Origin of the sequence: Enterobacter pseudoroggenkampii (assembly GCF_026420145.1) — a bacterium.
GTDB classification, from domain to species: Bacteria; Pseudomonadota; Gammaproteobacteria; order Enterobacterales; family Enterobacteriaceae; genus Enterobacter; species Enterobacter pseudoroggenkampii.
Genome location: NZ_JAPMLV010000004.1, coordinates 89,192 through 103,872, shown reverse-complemented (window position 1 = coordinate 103,872; position 14,681 = coordinate 89,192). Strand labels below are relative to the sequence as shown.

The window sequence follows — 14,681 nt, the reverse complement described above, 5'->3', positions numbered from 1 at the left end:
GGATCTATTCGACTTTTGTGCGTCAGGGTGTTTTAACGATATCCACCGAGATTTCGACGGCGGCGATCGGGCCCCGGTTTTCCAGCCAGTGGACCGTATTATGGTCTTCCGGCCAACCGACGCCGGGACCGTAATCGGTGGCGATACCGTTACGATGATCGGTGATGGTCCCCTCAAGGATAAAAACGGTACCGGGGCGATCGATATGATCGTGCACCGGACCAAAGACCGCGCCGGGGGCGAGCGTCACCCTGCGCATGCGAAGCTGTCGACCGTCCATGCCTGCGATCTCCGGGCCCAGATCGACGATGGAAAGCAGTTCAACGGTAACGCCCTGGGTTTCTGGTGCGGTTTCTTTGTGGCTCATGACGGTGCCCTCCTGAAACAAGTTTAGCCTTCAGGAAGCAGGGTGGGAGGGAATAAAAAAGGCCGCGTATGCGGCCTTTCGAAGGGATTACTCAGTGACTTTCTTTTCCAGCTCGCTGGCACCTTCTTTAGTTTTGTTCCAGCCTTTCTCAGCGCCTTCTTTGGTGGCATCCCACCCTTTCTCGGTGCCTTGTTTGGTTTTATGCCAGGCCTTCTGGGAATCTTCGCTGACCTTGCTGCCAAAGCTTTCGCTTTTACCTTCCGCAGCGTGCTTCTGTTTCAGCTTCAGCTCTTCACCTTTATTCTGCTCTTCGTGCAGTTTTTGCTTCGCCTCGTTGGCGTTTGCGTTCGCCGCAGCGACGGTATCGTCAGTTGCATGTGTGGTCGCAGCAAATACTGGGGAAGCCAGCAGAACGGCAGATAATGCGATAATTGTTTTTTTCATAATATCCTCATTTAACGTTATCGGTTATGAGCGTGATTCAGCATGGCACAGGCGAAGCGGGATGGCTTTAGGAAAAAACTGTAATGAGATCAATGTGCCCTGATGAGGGGGATTTCGCCTGAGGATTATCCAAAGGATAAAAAGCCTATTTCAACAAGGGCGGCGAGGGCCAGGAGAATAAAGATTATGACGGTTATGGGTTTGTACATGTTGGGGTTCCTTCCGGGTTGGGGCGGCTAATCCGTAGCGCTGGGTGGGGTGTTTTTTTTATTCTCCATAGGAGGAGGGGAGGTGTTGTTGATGTTGGTCAAAGGGGAAGGGAGAACAGTGAGAATGGGGCACAAAAAAGCCCGTAGGATATGCATCCTGAACAGCCTTTTAAGCGAAAGAAATTCGGAATGAGCCACCCCGCATCTTTATCTCAGTTATTTGTCTTCAGGCTACGCCTGATGCCCTTTCCGTGAGGATAGATTTTGGTTTCCTGCGTGCAAAGCGAGCAACTTGAAATAATCACGCTACACAAGTAACATTTAAGTAACATTTGCTGTTGCAGCTGGGTTCTGCATCTCGTCCACGAGTCACCAGCGGGCGTCTTTTTCTGGAAACTAAGATGGACATTAAACAACTGAAGTACTTGATCGCGCTTGATCAGACTCGGCATTTTGGCCATGCGGCAACGGCCTGCCATATCACCCAACCAACGCTTTCTATGCGCATTCGCAATCTGGAAGAAGAACTTAATTTAACCTTGATTAAGCGAGGCCAGCGTTTTGAAGGTTTCACCCCGGAAGGGGTGCGTATTCTGGCATGGGCGAGGGCTCTACTGGCAGCATATGATGGGCTTGAGGAAGAAGCAGCGATTTGTCGTGGGCAGATCATTGGTCAGCTTCGTGTGGGTATGGTGCCGCTGGCCAGTCTCAATCCCATGCAGTTGATTAAGCCACTGGCAGATAAATATCCTGAACTGCAGTTCAGTCTGTTGTCTATGACTTCGGAACAAATCATAGACGGAGTGAGCCGTAATCAACTCGATCTCGGAATTTGCTATTTACATCATTTAGATAGCGATTTACTCAATGTGGCGTGGCTACCACAAACGCGGATGGGGTTGCTGCACGATAAGAAACATTTTCAGTTTGACGAATCAATACCCGATTGGGAAACCCTGGCCGAACTGCCGTTGGGTTTCCTGACCAAAGGAATGTACTATCGCGAATCGATAGAGATCAACTTCAAAGCTAAAGGGTTAACACCGAAATATGTCTTTGAGAGCGACTCAACCTTCCAGATCATCCAGGCCGTGCAGGCGGGGCTATGCTGCGCCATTATGCCTCTCAATAATGGGTTAGAAGAACTGGGTGATAATCTGGCTATTCTCCCCATACAAGCAACCGATGTTGATTCGAGGCTGGCACTTCTCATGCGTAACCAGCAACCGATCTCTTCGTTAGCGGAGAGATGCTTTGCCGATGCGCAGGAAATTTTAAGCCAATCTCTTGAGTCTTAGGGATGAAAAAATCGGGCTACCACTGGTAGCCCGAAGAGAACGTTAATGGGTTTTCATTCCAGCTGCGGTCATGAGCAGCTTAAATATCGTCGCAACCACACCCAAAGCCATTACACTGGCCGCCCAGATAATGACCAGCCACATCAATTTTTTCCAGAATGGGCGTGGTGTCTCATCAACGGTTTTCATTGAAGTTTTCTCCAGTGTTATTGCCATTAATGATAACCCTCACCTGTTTTGACTTTCCCTCGGAATACGTAGTAACTCCAGCTGGTGTACATCAGGATGACCGGGATAATCAACAAGCCACCAATCAGCATAAAGCCCTGGCTCTGCGGAGGAGAGGCTGCCTGCCAGATTGTTATTGATGGCGGTATGATATTTGGCCACATACTGATCCCCAGACCGCTGAAACCGAGGAATATCAATCCTAGCGTCAGCATGAAGGGGCCAAAACTTGCCCGACGGTTATAAGCACTACGAACAATACCCCAGCAACAAACGAGAACCAGTAAGGGTACCGGCAGGAAAAAGATGACATTTGGCATGCTGAACCAGCGAGAGGCAATCTCAGGATGAGCCAAAGGAGTCCAGACACTGATAATCGCGATGACGGCTAACAAGGCAATGGTTAAAGGAATGGCGAGCTCTGACATTCGACGATGCAGCGAACCTTCCGTTTTCATAATCAGCCATGTACAGCCGAGCAGAGCATAGGCCAGCACCAGCCCGACCCCACAGAACAGTGGGAAAGGTGCGAGCCAAACCAGAGCAGAGCCGCTGAATGCACGTCCGGAGACACTTAAGCCATTTAATAAGGTCCCAACGGCGACACCCTGACTGAATGTCGCCAGTACAGAACCGACAATAAATGCTTTGTCCCAGAGAGGCCTGTGTTCCGGCGTTGCTTTGAAACGGAATTCGAAAGCCACACCGCGGAAAATAAGGCCAAGTAACATTGCAGTAAGCGGAATACTGAGCGCATCAATGATGACTGCGTAAGCCAGAGGGAATGCGCCGTACAATGCCGCTCCCCCCAGTACCATCCAGGTTTCGTTGCCATCCCATACCGGTGCAACGGTATTCATCATCGTATCGCGATCGACATCGTGTTTATGGAACGGGAATAAAATACCGATCCCCAGATCAAACCCATCCATCACGATGTACATCAACGTTGCGAACACGATGATGACAAACCAGATAATTGACAGATCAATACCCATTATTTGTCTCTCCCACGTGTGACCAGGCTCTCACTGACTGCCGACAGAGGACGGGCAGGTGTGCCATCTGTTGTTTCCTGATGCTCATCAGCATGTACCGGACCTTTCTTGATGAGACGTACGAGGTACATATAACCGACACCAAAGACCGAGGTATAAACAACGATAAAAGCAAGCAGGCTGATAGACATATGTAAATCGCCATGCGAAGAAACGGCATCTCGCGTTCGCTGCACGCCGTAGACAACCCAGGGCTGGCGGCCAATTTCTGTAGTGAACCATCCAGCAAGCAATGCAATCAGCCCTGATGGACCCATGAATAGTGCGAAATAAAGGAACGGCTTAGAAGTATAGAGACGCCCTCTCCAGCGCAGCCAGGCACTGACGACCCCGAGAAGAACCATTAACATCCCTAAACCTGCCATCACGCGGAAAGACCAGAAAATGATGGTCGAGTTAGGACGGTCCTCTTTCGGGAAACTCTTCAGGGCGGGAACCTGCTTATCAAGACTATGCGTAAGGATTATGCTGCCAAGGTAAGGGATCTCGATTTTATACTTCGTTTCTTCTGCGTCCATGTCTGGCAGGCCAAACAGTACCAGAGGGGTTGCCTCCCCAGGTTTATTCTCCCAGTGACCTTCAATCGCAGCAATTTTTGCAGGCTGGTGTTCGAGGGTATTCAGACCATGTGCATCTCCGATAACAGCCTGGATTGGGGAAACAATTAAGGCCATCCACAACGCCATGGAGAACATTTTACGAATGGCTGGCGTATCATTGCCCTTCAACAGATGCCATGCCGCTGACGCTCCGACGAAAAATGCACTTGCCAGGAATGCCGCAGTGGACATATGCATGAGGCGGAACGGGAAGGAGGGGTTAAAGATAATTTTCAGCCAGTCAACGGGTATCACCACACCATTCTCAATGGCATAACCCTGAGGGGTATGCATCCAGCTGTTGGATGACAGGATCCAGAAAGTGGAAAAGAGTGTCCCCAGCGCCACCATACAGGTTGCAAAAAAGTGCAGCCCGCGCCCAACGCGATTCCAGCCAAAGAGCATGACACCAAGGAAACCGGCTTCAAGGAAGAATGCAGTCAGAACTTCATAGGTCAGTAATGGACCGGTGATACTTCCTGCAAACTGAGAGAAACCGCTCCAGTTGGTGCCAAACTGGTAAGCCATGACCAGGCCGGAAACCACCCCCATACCGAAGTTTACGGCAAAAATTTTTGACCAGAAGTGATAGAGCTCCTTGTAAGTGTCATTTCGTGTCTTTAGCCATAATCCTTCGAGCACGGCCAGAAAACTGGCCAGACCAATGGTTATCGCTGGAAAAAGTATGTGGAAGGATACAGTGAATGCAAACTGTATCCTGGCCAAATGGAAGGCATCTAATCCGAACATAGTTCACCTTAACCCCAATAATGCTGCAGGTACTTAATTGTTCCTTAGCAAATGAAAGATTTGCTAAGGAGCTTAGTTTGATGAAAAGCAATCATTTTTTGTATGAAGTGAAAACAATATGCTTGTTTGCGATGTAAGTAACATACTTGCAATTATATTGTTAATTACATGATTAAATATGTCCAATAGGTTGCAAATATGGGGTGATAGATAGAATCAATTACACAAATGTTGAAATTGCGTTATTGTTTTAGGAGTGATGTGTAGCTCATCAGAAAGTATTAATTGAGTTGAGAATTTTTCTTAATAGCAGAATTGGCTGTGTTTTAATTCTGTGAAAAATAAAGGAATAGTGCTTTGGTAAAGCAACAGGATAACGTCCCCGGTCCATCGCGTTAATAACTCCGTGGGTGGTTTTTTTAATCAACTAATAAACGCTCAGTTATAAGAGCGATGAATATTAAGACAATATTGGAGCTAAATATGAAAGTTAAAAAAAGATCTGTTCCCGGAGTTCACCCATACGATGGTCCAGCGGGGGGCTGGGGCGCCCTGAAAGCAACTGCGATTGCGGTACGTACTCAAATGGATACGCTGGAAGCGCCTCCTACATTGTTGCGTACCAACCAGCCGGACGGCTTTGATTGTCCGGGGTGTGCATGGCCTGATAAAGAACATAAATCCACTTTCCAGTTCTGTGAAAACGGTGCTAAGGCTGTCACCTGGGAAGCAACCAGCAAACGTGTAACGCCTGAATTCCTGGCGGCGAACACGGTGGCGAAACTCTTTGAGAAAAATGATTATGAACTGGAAGGATATGGTCGTCTGACCCATCCGCTCGCCTATGACGCAGCCAGTGATACTTTCCGCCCGGTATCATGGGAAGCGGCATTTGCCCGTATTGGGGAGATACTCCGTAGCTTGTCCCCGGAGGAAGTGGAATTTTATACCTCAGGCCGTGCATCCAATGAAGCGGCCTATCTGTTCCAGCTTCTCGCACGTGAATATGGAACGAACAATTTCCCGGATTGTTCGAATATGTGTCACGAAGCCACTAGTGTCGGTCTGCCACAATCCATTGGTATTGGTAAAGGTACGGTTTCTCTCGAAGATTTCGATAGTGCCGAAATGGTTATCTCAATTGGTCATAACCCAGGAACAAACCACCCTCGAATGATGGGTACTCTGCATGAACTTGCCAGAAAAGATGTGCCTATTGTGGTGTTCAACCCGCTTCGTGAAAGAGCGCTGGAACGTTTTGCCGATCCGCAAAGCGTCATTGAAATGGCAACTTACAGCTCCACAAACATTGCGTCATCTTACTACCAGGTAAAAGCTGGCGGGGATGCGGCTGCACTTAAAGGTGTGGCCAAAACGCTGCTTGAAATGCAGGAAGCGAAAGGTGATGTGCTGGATCTGGAATTTATCGAAAAGCATACAGAAGGTTTTAAAGAATTCGCTGATGATCTTAATGCGACCTCCTGGGAATCGATTGAAGCGGAATCCGGACTGAAACAGGCAGATCTTGAGCGTGTAGCCATTGCGTATGATAAATCAAAGGCCACCATCATCACTTACGGTATGGGGATCACTCAGCATAACAAGGGGACGGAGAATGTTCGTCTGATTGTCAACCTGCTGTTGATGAAAGGTAACATTGGTAAGCCTGGTGCGGGTGTATGCCCCCTTCGTGGACATTCCAATGTTCAGGGCAACAGGACTGTGGGGATCACGGAAAAGCCTTCTGAAGAATTTCTGGAAAAGTTGGAAGAAGTCTTCGGATTTGTTCCTCCCAAACATCATGGGCATGATGCCGTTCAGGCAATGCAGTCGATGATTGAGGGTAAGTCAAAAGCCATTATATGCCTCGGTGGTAATTTCGCGGTGGCATTACCGGATCACCGTCGTGGTTTCCCGGCCATGAAAGGTCTGGATCTCAGTGTTCATATCGGAACCAAGTTAAACCGCACGCATTTGTTGGTGTCAAAAGAGACGTTTATTTTGCCTTGCCTCGGTCGCACGGAGCTGGATGTCCAGGAGACCGGTCGTCAGGCTATTACGGTTGAAGACTCTATGTCCATGGTCCATGCTTCTTCCGGCAAACTTAAACCTGCATCAGAGTTTTTACGTTCTGAGCCTGCAATTATCGCGGGTATCGCGGAAGCAACATTGCCTGACACCAAGGTGGAGTGGGCTAATTTAGTCGCTGATTATGACAAGATCCGTGTCCTGATTGAGCAGACGATTCCGGGCTTTGATCATTACAACGAGCGGATAAGAAATCCGGGTGGTTTTCGTATGCCACTTCCACCAACGGAGCGAGTCTGGCCAACGCCGTCAGGGAAAGCGGTATTCTCCGTCTATCATGGCGTGCACGAAAATATTCGTGTAGACGGTAATGATATATTCAGAATGATTACGTTACGCAGTCATGACCAATACAATACGACGATTTATGCAATGGATGACCGTTATCGTGGTATTTTTGGTCGCCGTGATGTTCTGTTTATGAATGAGCAGGACATGGCGGATCAGGGGCTTGAACATGGCGATCGTGTCGATATAGAGACCGCTCTGGATGATTTGCCGGCACCTTTACGCCTGGAAGATATCACCGTTGTTGCTTATAAAATTGCACAAGGATCAGTAGGAGCTTACTATCCTGAGGCAAATGTCCTGGTTCCATTGGATTATATTGACCAGGAATGTGGCACACCGTCTTATAAATCAGTACCGGTAAAAATAACGCTTCGTACTAAAGAGGTGTTAAAAACACCTAATCTTTACGTGAAATAATCTATGAGCCCTCCAGATTATGGAGGGCTTTCTAAAGATGATTTGTCCTGTGCCGGAGTAACGCCAAAAGAGGTGTGGGTATTTTAACTATTCCTCCAATTTTACTGATTACGTTGTATAATTTACAGTGATGTAAATATTATCATGATCAGGCTTCCTGATAATATTTTCTCTCCTGTTGACGTAATTGATAATGTTGCTCGAACCAACCTTCGGCCTGTCTATCCGAGCAGGCCTTTTTTTTGGTAAAAGTAAATGGTCTTAGATTACACTTCTTTTTATATTTCTGCTGGTAGTTATGGAAGACTACTTCGGTACGATGTGATAGCAATGGATTATGAATCGTATTTAGTTAAGGTTTTCGATGAAAAAGACGACGCTGATTCACAGCAAAAAGCTCTCATTAAAATTGATGAATTTATATTAAGACGTAGCGATTTCAATCGCGAATTTGAAAAGAATGGTTTTGAAATATCGTTTAAATACAATCGCGCACCAAGTTTTGAAAGTTATCTCTATGTTAGTTGTCAGATACATAGAGAAAGAATAGAGAGTTCTACGGCGAAAGTTTTCCCCAAAAAAAAGATTACAAAATTGATAAAGAGAAAACCAATGCCTAAAATGCTTGGGGAACAGTCAGTATCATTGCTGATCAATTATTTAGATGTCACTACGCGGTTGCAGAAGAAAATAGAAAGCTTTCAAAGCGAAAAGGATCATGATGTCAGAATTGTTGATATTTGGGATCGTTTGAACGAAAGCGAGAAAAATGAGCTGCTTGCCGCAATCAGAATATTTACTGGGCAGCCTGATAGCGATGAAAATGAGGTTTAGGGTGTAGACGATCTCAATGAGTAAAAGTTATAGTATTCAAAGGTATCATATTAATGCATAAGATAATTTCTGATAACAATGATAACTCGCATGCCTTTCGCAATGTGTCACTCTGGAAGCGAGAAAACCTTTCTTTTGTCCAACAAGATGTTCTGGCAGAAGAGGTACCGGTTGCATTGGTTTATAACGGAATCTCGCATGTCGTAATGATGGCTACACCCAAAGACCTGGAATATTTTGCGCTTGGTTTCTCTTTATCTGAAGGCATCATTGAACAACCGAATGAAATTTATGGTGTAGAGATTGAGCCTGTTTGTAATGGTATTGAAGTCCGGGTAGAGTTGGCCAGCAGATGTTTTATGGCGTTGAAGGAACGTCGACGTTCTCTGGCGGGCAGGACCGGGTGTGGAATATGTGGTGTTGAACAACTCGGCGATATCGGAAAACCACTCATTCCCTTACCTTTTACACAAAAAATAAGTCTCTCTCATCTGGATTTAGCTCTGGGAACATTATCGTTATATCAACCGGTTGGATCTTTAACTGGTTGTACTCATGCTGCTGCGTGGATGTCGACATCGGGAATTCTTGATGGTGGGTATGAAGATGTAGGAAGACATGTGGCACTCGATAAACTACTCGGCAGTCGATCAATGAAGAATGGGGAGTGGCAAAATGGCGCGGCACTGGTTTCCAGTCGGGCTAGCTATGAAATGGTACAGAAAGCTGCTGCATGTGGGGTAGAAATACTTTTCGCTGTCTCTGCAGCAACCTCTCTTGCGGTCGAAGTGGCTGAACGTTGTAACCTTACGCTTGTCGGATTTTGCCGTCCAGGTAAGGCAACCATCTACACGCATCCACAACGACTGACATTATAAAATTCTCTTAATGTCGTATTTGTATGCTACTCAGTTGTATCCTAATCTTTAAATAGATATATGTTATTTTTTATTGTGATAATGGAGGGGTATTTTGTTCACACATGTAACAGTAACACACAATCAACAGAATCGCGGTTTAAGTGAAGATTTTTTTGAAATTGATGAAAAATGGGAGTTATATATTAATTCGCACCACATCGTTGATTTCTATAGAAAGGCCGGGAGTTCTTATACCCTTATTACACTCATCAATGGCGATGTGTATGGAGTTCAACAAACACCAGAAGAATTATATGCTATTTTGAAAGCTTGAGTTGTAAATGTCCTGTCTCATTAGTCTGGTGAGATAATGTTTAGTAAGGTCCTCTTTAGTATTCTGTAAAGAGGTGCTGTGTGTAAATACTAATGGTTCAGGGTATTTTTTTAACTATTCTGAACCATACTTTTTACCTTAAAGGGGGCTTTCAGTCTGGTAGTAGGGTAAAAACCGTGCAACCCTCTGATTTTATGGGGTCTTCTGCTTTAAGCAAGTATTTACTTAACAGTGACTGAATTAACAATGTATTTCCTGCAGCGCTGAGTTGAAGCGGCTTTATGAGCACGCCATGCTTGTTAAATGAATCAGCTAACGCTGCCTGGCCTACATAGATAACAGACTCTGTTATATCGATATTGGGCTGATTTTTTTCTTCACACTCAGGCAGTACATAACCACGCCATCCGTTATCTTTTAACTCGTCGAAGAATTGCGTAAAGCGAAATAAATGGCTGTATTTTTCATTCTCAATTGATTGTATTGCCAGAACACTTGCCGCTTTTTTATATAACTCCGCTTTCTGGCCATAACGTTTTCCCTGATTCAGAAACCAAAGGATATCCTGTGCAAATGGTTTCGAAAATAACTTATACTTTTGGGCGTTTAAAAGCCAGTTCATGATAAACATATGCTCTTGAGAAGGGGTTATGATTTTCCTTTCCTGATGGGCAAGTTTAACAGCGATAATAATACACCACGAAAGATGTGCTAATTCATAGCTGGCGGTATTTTTGTAGCTGATCAAAAGTCTTTCCTTATTGCCAGAAAAGCTAGCAAGAAGTATAAATGTCTAAAAAATCATGTTGCATCCAGTAAATATTTACTCACCAGTGCTCTGCTGCCTGGCGATCGCTATCCCGAGCATCAACCCAGCGATCGCCTTCCGGCGTGGCTTCGCGCTTCCAGAACGGCGCTCTGGTTTTGAGGTAATCCATAATGAATTCCCCTGCCGCAAACGCGCTGCCGCGGTGCGCGCTGGTCACCCCGACGAAGACAATCTCCTCGCCAGGCCACATCTCGCCGATGCGGTGAATTACCGTGATGCGGCCGAGCGGCCAGCGGCCCCGCGCCTCGTCAACAATCTCCGCCAGCGACTTCTCTGTCATGCCGGGATAATGCTCCAGCGTCAGCGCCTTCACGCTGTCGCCGAGGTTGTGGTTGCGCACTTTGCCAGTGAAGGTGACAACTGCGCCGTCTTCATCGCGTTCCGCCAGCCAGCTGTATTCGGTCCCCACGTTAAAACGCCCGGGGCTCACCAGAATTCGGGTGTCAGCCATCTTAGCCCCCCGTTACCGGCGGGAAGAAGGCCACTTCATCCCCTTCGGCCAGCGGGTGGGTGAATTCCACCAGCGTCTGGTTAACGGCGGCCAGCAGCTTGCCTTCCTCCAGCGCCAGCGCCCAGCGGTCGCTCTGTGCCGCGAGATGCGCCCGCAGGGCAGCAACGTTTTCAAAAGACGCATCCAGCGTCAGGCTGTCGGTATTCACCAGCTCGCGCACCTGCGCAAAAAAGAGCACCTTAATCATGGCTGTCCACCTTAAAATCACCGGATTTTCCGCCGCTTTTTGCCAGCAGGCGAACCGGGCCAATCACCATATCTTTCTGCACCGCTTTGCACATGTCGTAGATGGTCAGCGCGGCGACGGAGGCCGCCGTCAGCGCCTCCATCTCCACGCCGGTTTTGCCGGTTAAGCGGCACAGCGATTCAATCCGCACCCGATGGTGCTCCGGCTGCGCCTGCAGGTTCACCTCCACCTTGCTCAGCATCAGCGGATGACATAGTGGAATTAAGTCCCAGGTGCGTTTGGCAGCCTGAATCCCCGCGATGCGCGCGGTGGCAAAGACATCACCCTTGTGATGGCTGCCGTCGATAATCATCGCCAGCGTCTCCGGCAGCATGGTGACGAACGCTTCGGCGCGCGCCTCGCGCACCGTTTCGGCTTTGGCGGAAACATCCACCATATGCGCTTCACCGGCGGCGTTAATGTGGGTCAGTTGTGACATAGCTTATTTCTTTAAATGGGGATGGAAATTACACGGACGGGTACGGGCGTCCAGCTGCGGGGCGATGATATTTTCCCACGCGGTGCGGCAGGCTTTGGTCGAGCCCGGCATGGCGAAAATCAGCGTTTTGTTAGCCACCCCGGCAACGGCGCGCGACTGCAGCGTGGAGGTACCGATCTCTTCAAAGGAGAGCATGCGGAACACCTCGCCGAAGCCTTCCACCTCGCGGTCGAACAGCGGGATAAGCGCTTCGGGGGCCTGATCGCCTGCGGTAAAGCCGGTGCCGCCGGTGATCAGCACCACCTGAACCTCATCGCTGGCGATCCACTGAGAGACCTGCGCGCGAATGGCGTAGCGGTTCTCCTTCACGATCGCTTTATCGACGATGTGATGCCCCGCGTCATGGGCCGCCTCGCGCAGCCAGTGGCCGGAGGTATCATCCTCTTCGCCACGGCGATCGGAAACGGTAAGGATAGCAATGCGTGTCGGGATAAATTCTGCGCTTACCTGACTAATTTTCTGTTTCCTTCTTAAGCCTGATTACCCGCCGATGTAGGACAGGTTCTGAGTAATGCCGGTATTGCCCTGATGCAGGAAATGGGTCTGTTTTTTATGCGTCAGTGCTTCGGTAATCCGGGCTTCCAGTTCGGCCTGTTGCCGGTCATCAACCATCAGGTCCCTCAGGTCTACGCCTCCATCCCCGAACAGACACAGATGCAGTTTGCCCACGGAGGAGACGCGCAGGCGGTTGCAGCTGGCGCAGAAATCTTTCTCGTAAGGCATGATAAGCCCGATTTCCCCTTCGTAATCCGGGTGGCAGAAGACCTGCGCCGGGCCGTCACTGCGCTGGCGGATCTGGTGGATCCAGCCGCGTTTCAGCAGCTCGTCGCGCAGCACCATGCCGGAGATGTGATGGCGGCGGAACAGCTCGCTGCCCTCGCCGGTTTCCATCAGTTCAATAAAACGCAGCTGAATGGGACGGGATTTAATCCACGCCAGGAAGGTATCAAGCTGGTGATGGTTTACATCACGCATCAGCACCGTGTTGACTTTGACTTTTTCGAAGCCGGCCGCAAATGCTGCATCAATACCGTCCATGACCTGCTGGAATTTATCCTGGCCGGTAATGGCATGGAACTGGCGGGCGTCCAGACTGTCCACGCTGACGTTGATGGCGGTTAAGCCCGCATCGCGCCAGATCGCCACGTCGCGCGCCATGCGGTAACCGTTGGTCGTCATCGCAATCTGGCGGATACGTTCGTTTTCACGTACCGCGGCAATGATGTCGGGAAAATCGCGGCGCAGCGAGGGTTCGCCGCCGGTCAGACGCACTTTTTCGGTGCCGAGCTCTGAGAAGGCACGCGTGACGCGGCGCACTTCATCCACGGAGAGAAAGCCGTTATTGGTGACGTTGCCCGGTTTGTAGCCGTCGGGCAGGCAGTAGGTGCAACGGAAATTGCACACATCGGTAATCGACAGACGTAAGTAATAAAACTTACGCGCGAAAGCATCTGTAAGTTGTGAGGTCATATACACTTTTCCAAATACGGGAGGCGTGGTTATTTCTTCCCACACCCTGGCAACAGCGTGGCTGTTACGGCCAGAAAACCATATCTTGCGACACAGGTCTAAAGGCTAGAGTGTTAACTGATAATTTGAGTATAACGCGAAATAAATAAATGCGACATAAAATTACGTTATGTTAATTTTTATATAACGGCTCCGTAAATAACCACCTTGAATTTATGGTTAGTGATAGATTCTATTTATAATGTAATAAGCGCCGCTTACTACCAACATGCTTTCATAATGAATGAAGGGGAGGGCGTTAATGCTCTTAGATTAATTGGAGGGTAATGGTGGTTTTATATGAAGTGAATTTATTTTTTGATTTGGAAAATCATTAGCCCCCTTGTTTATAATAAAGGGGGCTTTCAATTTCTTGATTGTTTCTACGTGAGATTGTAATGACTATTAGGTTGATGAATTGGCGGTAGTGGTTTTTGTTTAGTCATATCCATCAGATTGCGTTCTATTGTATTGCAAATAGCATTGAGGGGTAGGTCATTTGATTCTGTACCAAATGGTTTTTCAAGTTGCTCAGCAAGAGCATCCCATGCCAGAAAAGCATACGATATAAAGACAGAGACAAAGGGGGTCATATAGCGTAAGTCAGTTACCAGTGCGAAAGGCAACAGAGTACAAAACAGATACACTGTTCGTTGCAAAATCAGTGTGTAAGCGAAGGGGACCGGGGTGTTCGCGATCCTTTCACATCCACCCTGTACATGGGATAGTTCATTAATGCTGCTGCTAATGAGGTTAAAGTGAATGTCGCTAATTTGCCCATCTTTATTTATTTTGGCTATTTCTCTGTTAAGTAAAAGTAGTATTTTGTTGGTTGGGTAAGCACTGTTCATGACAGAAAGAAAAACTGATTTTGGCAGGATTCGATACACATCATAAGAAGCTTCATTGTTTCTTAATTGGTTTTTTAAACTCCAGCTAAAGGCTATAAGATAATCACAGATGGTCTTATGCAGATTTTTATCATCCGGGACAAGGTTAATGACAAGGCGCATTATGTTGCGCTGTGCAATTATCATGGTACCCCATAATGCTCTGGCTTCAATGAAACGGCTGTAGGTTGCATTATTCCTGAAGCCTAAGAAAATTGCGATCGCGATACCCAGCAAACTGAATGGTGCAACGGTAAGATGAATCCCTAGTTGCTCATACCACTGGAACAACACAATGGCTACAATCGACATACCTATATTGAGCGAAAGTCGGAAAATGATGCTGGACAAGACAGAACCATGCCAGGTAAATAGACGGATGAACCAGTGTTGTGGTGGACGCACAATCATTAATATGAATCCTTAAACGCTCTTTATTA

17 protein-coding genes and 1 riboswitch are annotated in these 14,681 nt (G+C 47.7%); of the genes, 5 read left to right on the top strand and 12 right to left on the bottom strand.

The window, feature by feature from the left end:
- Positions 1 to 22 precede the first annotated feature (22 nt).
- Both OTG14_RS17505 and OTG14_RS17500 read right to left on the bottom strand, forming a co-directional pair.
- Entirely contained in the window at positions 23 to 367 is a 345-nt protein-coding gene (locus tag OTG14_RS17505; protein WP_024908323.1) for a cupin domain-containing protein, read from the bottom strand.
- An 87-nt stretch (positions 368 to 454) separates the two neighbouring features.
- Positions 455 to 811 carry a hypothetical protein gene (locus OTG14_RS17500; protein WP_047348115.1) on the bottom strand — a complete coding sequence of 119 codons (357 nt, stop codon included), beginning with the start codon at positions 809 to 811 and terminating at the stop codon, positions 455 to 457.
- A 610-nt stretch (positions 812 to 1,421) separates the two neighbouring features.
- Here OTG14_RS17500 and OTG14_RS17495 point away from each other — a divergent pair.
- Complete coding sequence (locus OTG14_RS17495) at positions 1,422 to 2,318, top strand: LysR family transcriptional regulator (protein WP_248272307.1); 897 nt, start codon at positions 1,422 to 1,424, stop codon at positions 2,316 to 2,318.
- Between the two features lie 42 nt (positions 2,319 to 2,360).
- On the opposite strand, the gene OTG14_RS17490 is transcribed toward OTG14_RS17495, so the two are convergent.
- The 3 genes from OTG14_RS17490 to OTG14_RS17480 are packed head-to-tail and all read right to left on the bottom strand — an operon-like array spanning position 2,361 to position 4,953.
- Complete coding sequence (locus OTG14_RS17490; protein ID WP_179154459.1) at positions 2,361 to 2,507, bottom strand: DUF2474 domain-containing protein; 147 nt, start codon at positions 2,505 to 2,507, stop codon at positions 2,361 to 2,363.
- A gap of 26 nt (positions 2,508 to 2,533) precedes the next feature.
- On the bottom strand, positions 2,534 to 3,544 hold the full coding sequence (cydB, locus tag OTG14_RS17485; protein ID WP_179154460.1) for a cytochrome d ubiquinol oxidase subunit II: 1,011 nt from the start codon (positions 3,542 to 3,544) through the stop codon (positions 2,534 to 2,536).
- Positions 3,544 to 4,953, bottom strand: coding sequence for a cytochrome ubiquinol oxidase subunit I (locus OTG14_RS17480; protein WP_179154461.1), 1,410 nt, complete (start codon positions 4,951 to 4,953; stop codon positions 3,544 to 3,546). Before OTG14_RS17480 ends, cydB begins: the two co-directional genes overlap by 1 nt.
- Positions 4,954 to 5,436: 483 nt before the next feature.
- Here OTG14_RS17480 and OTG14_RS17475 point away from each other — a divergent pair, with 483 nt between their 5' ends.
- The 4 genes from OTG14_RS17475 (at position 5,437) to OTG14_RS17460 (ending at position 9,777) form a co-directional block, all read left to right on the top strand.
- Complete coding sequence (locus tag OTG14_RS17475) at positions 5,437 to 7,749, top strand: FdhF/YdeP family oxidoreductase (RefSeq protein ID WP_267215515.1); 2,313 nt, start codon at positions 5,437 to 5,439, stop codon at positions 7,747 to 7,749.
- A gap of 255 nt (positions 7,750 to 8,004) precedes the next feature.
- A complete protein-coding gene (locus OTG14_RS17470; RefSeq protein ID WP_267215514.1) occupies positions 8,005 to 8,583 on the top strand; it encodes a hypothetical protein in 579 nt (192 codons plus the stop codon).
- A 53-nt stretch (positions 8,584 to 8,636) separates the two neighbouring features.
- Entirely contained in the window at positions 8,637 to 9,461 is an 825-nt protein-coding gene (fdhD, locus tag OTG14_RS17465) for a formate dehydrogenase accessory sulfurtransferase FdhD (protein ID WP_267215513.1), read from the top strand.
- Between the two features lie 94 nt (positions 9,462 to 9,555).
- Positions 9,556 to 9,777, top strand: a complete 222-nt coding sequence (locus tag OTG14_RS17460; protein WP_267215512.1) for a hypothetical protein — start codon at positions 9,556 to 9,558, stop codon at positions 9,775 to 9,777.
- A 151-nt stretch (positions 9,778 to 9,928) separates the two neighbouring features.
- Here the strand turns inward: OTG14_RS17460 and OTG14_RS17455 are convergent, their stop codons facing one another.
- From OTG14_RS17455 to OTG14_RS17425, 7 genes are all read right to left on the bottom strand, one after another.
- Positions 9,929 to 10,525 (bottom strand): DUF2913 family protein, encoded by a 597-nt coding sequence (locus OTG14_RS17455; protein WP_267215511.1) that lies wholly within the window; start codon positions 10,523 to 10,525, stop codon positions 9,929 to 9,931.
- 79 nt (positions 10,526 to 10,604) lie between these two features.
- Positions 10,605 to 11,057: a molybdopterin synthase catalytic subunit MoaE gene (moaE, locus tag OTG14_RS17450; protein WP_267215510.1), complete on the bottom strand. Its 453-nt coding sequence runs from the start codon at positions 11,055 to 11,057 to the stop codon at positions 10,605 to 10,607.
- A gap of 1 nt (position 11,058) precedes the next feature.
- Complete coding sequence (moaD, locus tag OTG14_RS17445) at positions 11,059 to 11,304, bottom strand: molybdopterin synthase sulfur carrier subunit (RefSeq protein ID WP_267215509.1); 246 nt, start codon at positions 11,302 to 11,304, stop codon at positions 11,059 to 11,061.
- Positions 11,297 to 11,782 (bottom strand): cyclic pyranopterin monophosphate synthase MoaC, encoded by a 486-nt coding sequence (gene moaC / locus OTG14_RS17440; protein ID WP_267215508.1) that lies wholly within the window; start codon positions 11,780 to 11,782, stop codon positions 11,297 to 11,299. Before moaC ends, moaD begins: the two co-directional genes overlap by 8 nt.
- A gap of 3 nt (positions 11,783 to 11,785) precedes the next feature.
- Positions 11,786 to 12,298, bottom strand: a complete 513-nt coding sequence (gene moaB / locus OTG14_RS17435) for a molybdenum cofactor biosynthesis protein B (protein ID WP_024908761.1) — start codon at positions 12,296 to 12,298, stop codon at positions 11,786 to 11,788.
- A gap of 24 nt (positions 12,299 to 12,322) precedes the next feature.
- The gene (gene moaA, locus OTG14_RS17430; RefSeq protein ID WP_267215507.1) at positions 12,323 to 13,312 is read right to left on the bottom strand and encodes a GTP 3',8-cyclase MoaA; all 990 of its coding nucleotides are present in this window, start codon (positions 13,310 to 13,312) and stop codon (positions 12,323 to 12,325) included.
- Positions 13,300 to 13,437: riboswitch (molybdenum cofactor riboswitch) on the bottom strand. It overlaps the preceding gene by 13 nt.
- 297 nt (positions 13,438 to 13,734) lie before the next feature.
- A complete protein-coding gene (locus tag OTG14_RS17425) occupies positions 13,735 to 14,652 on the bottom strand; it encodes a bestrophin family protein (RefSeq protein ID WP_267215506.1) in 918 nt (305 codons plus the stop codon).
- Positions 14,653 to 14,681: the final 29 nt, after the last annotated feature.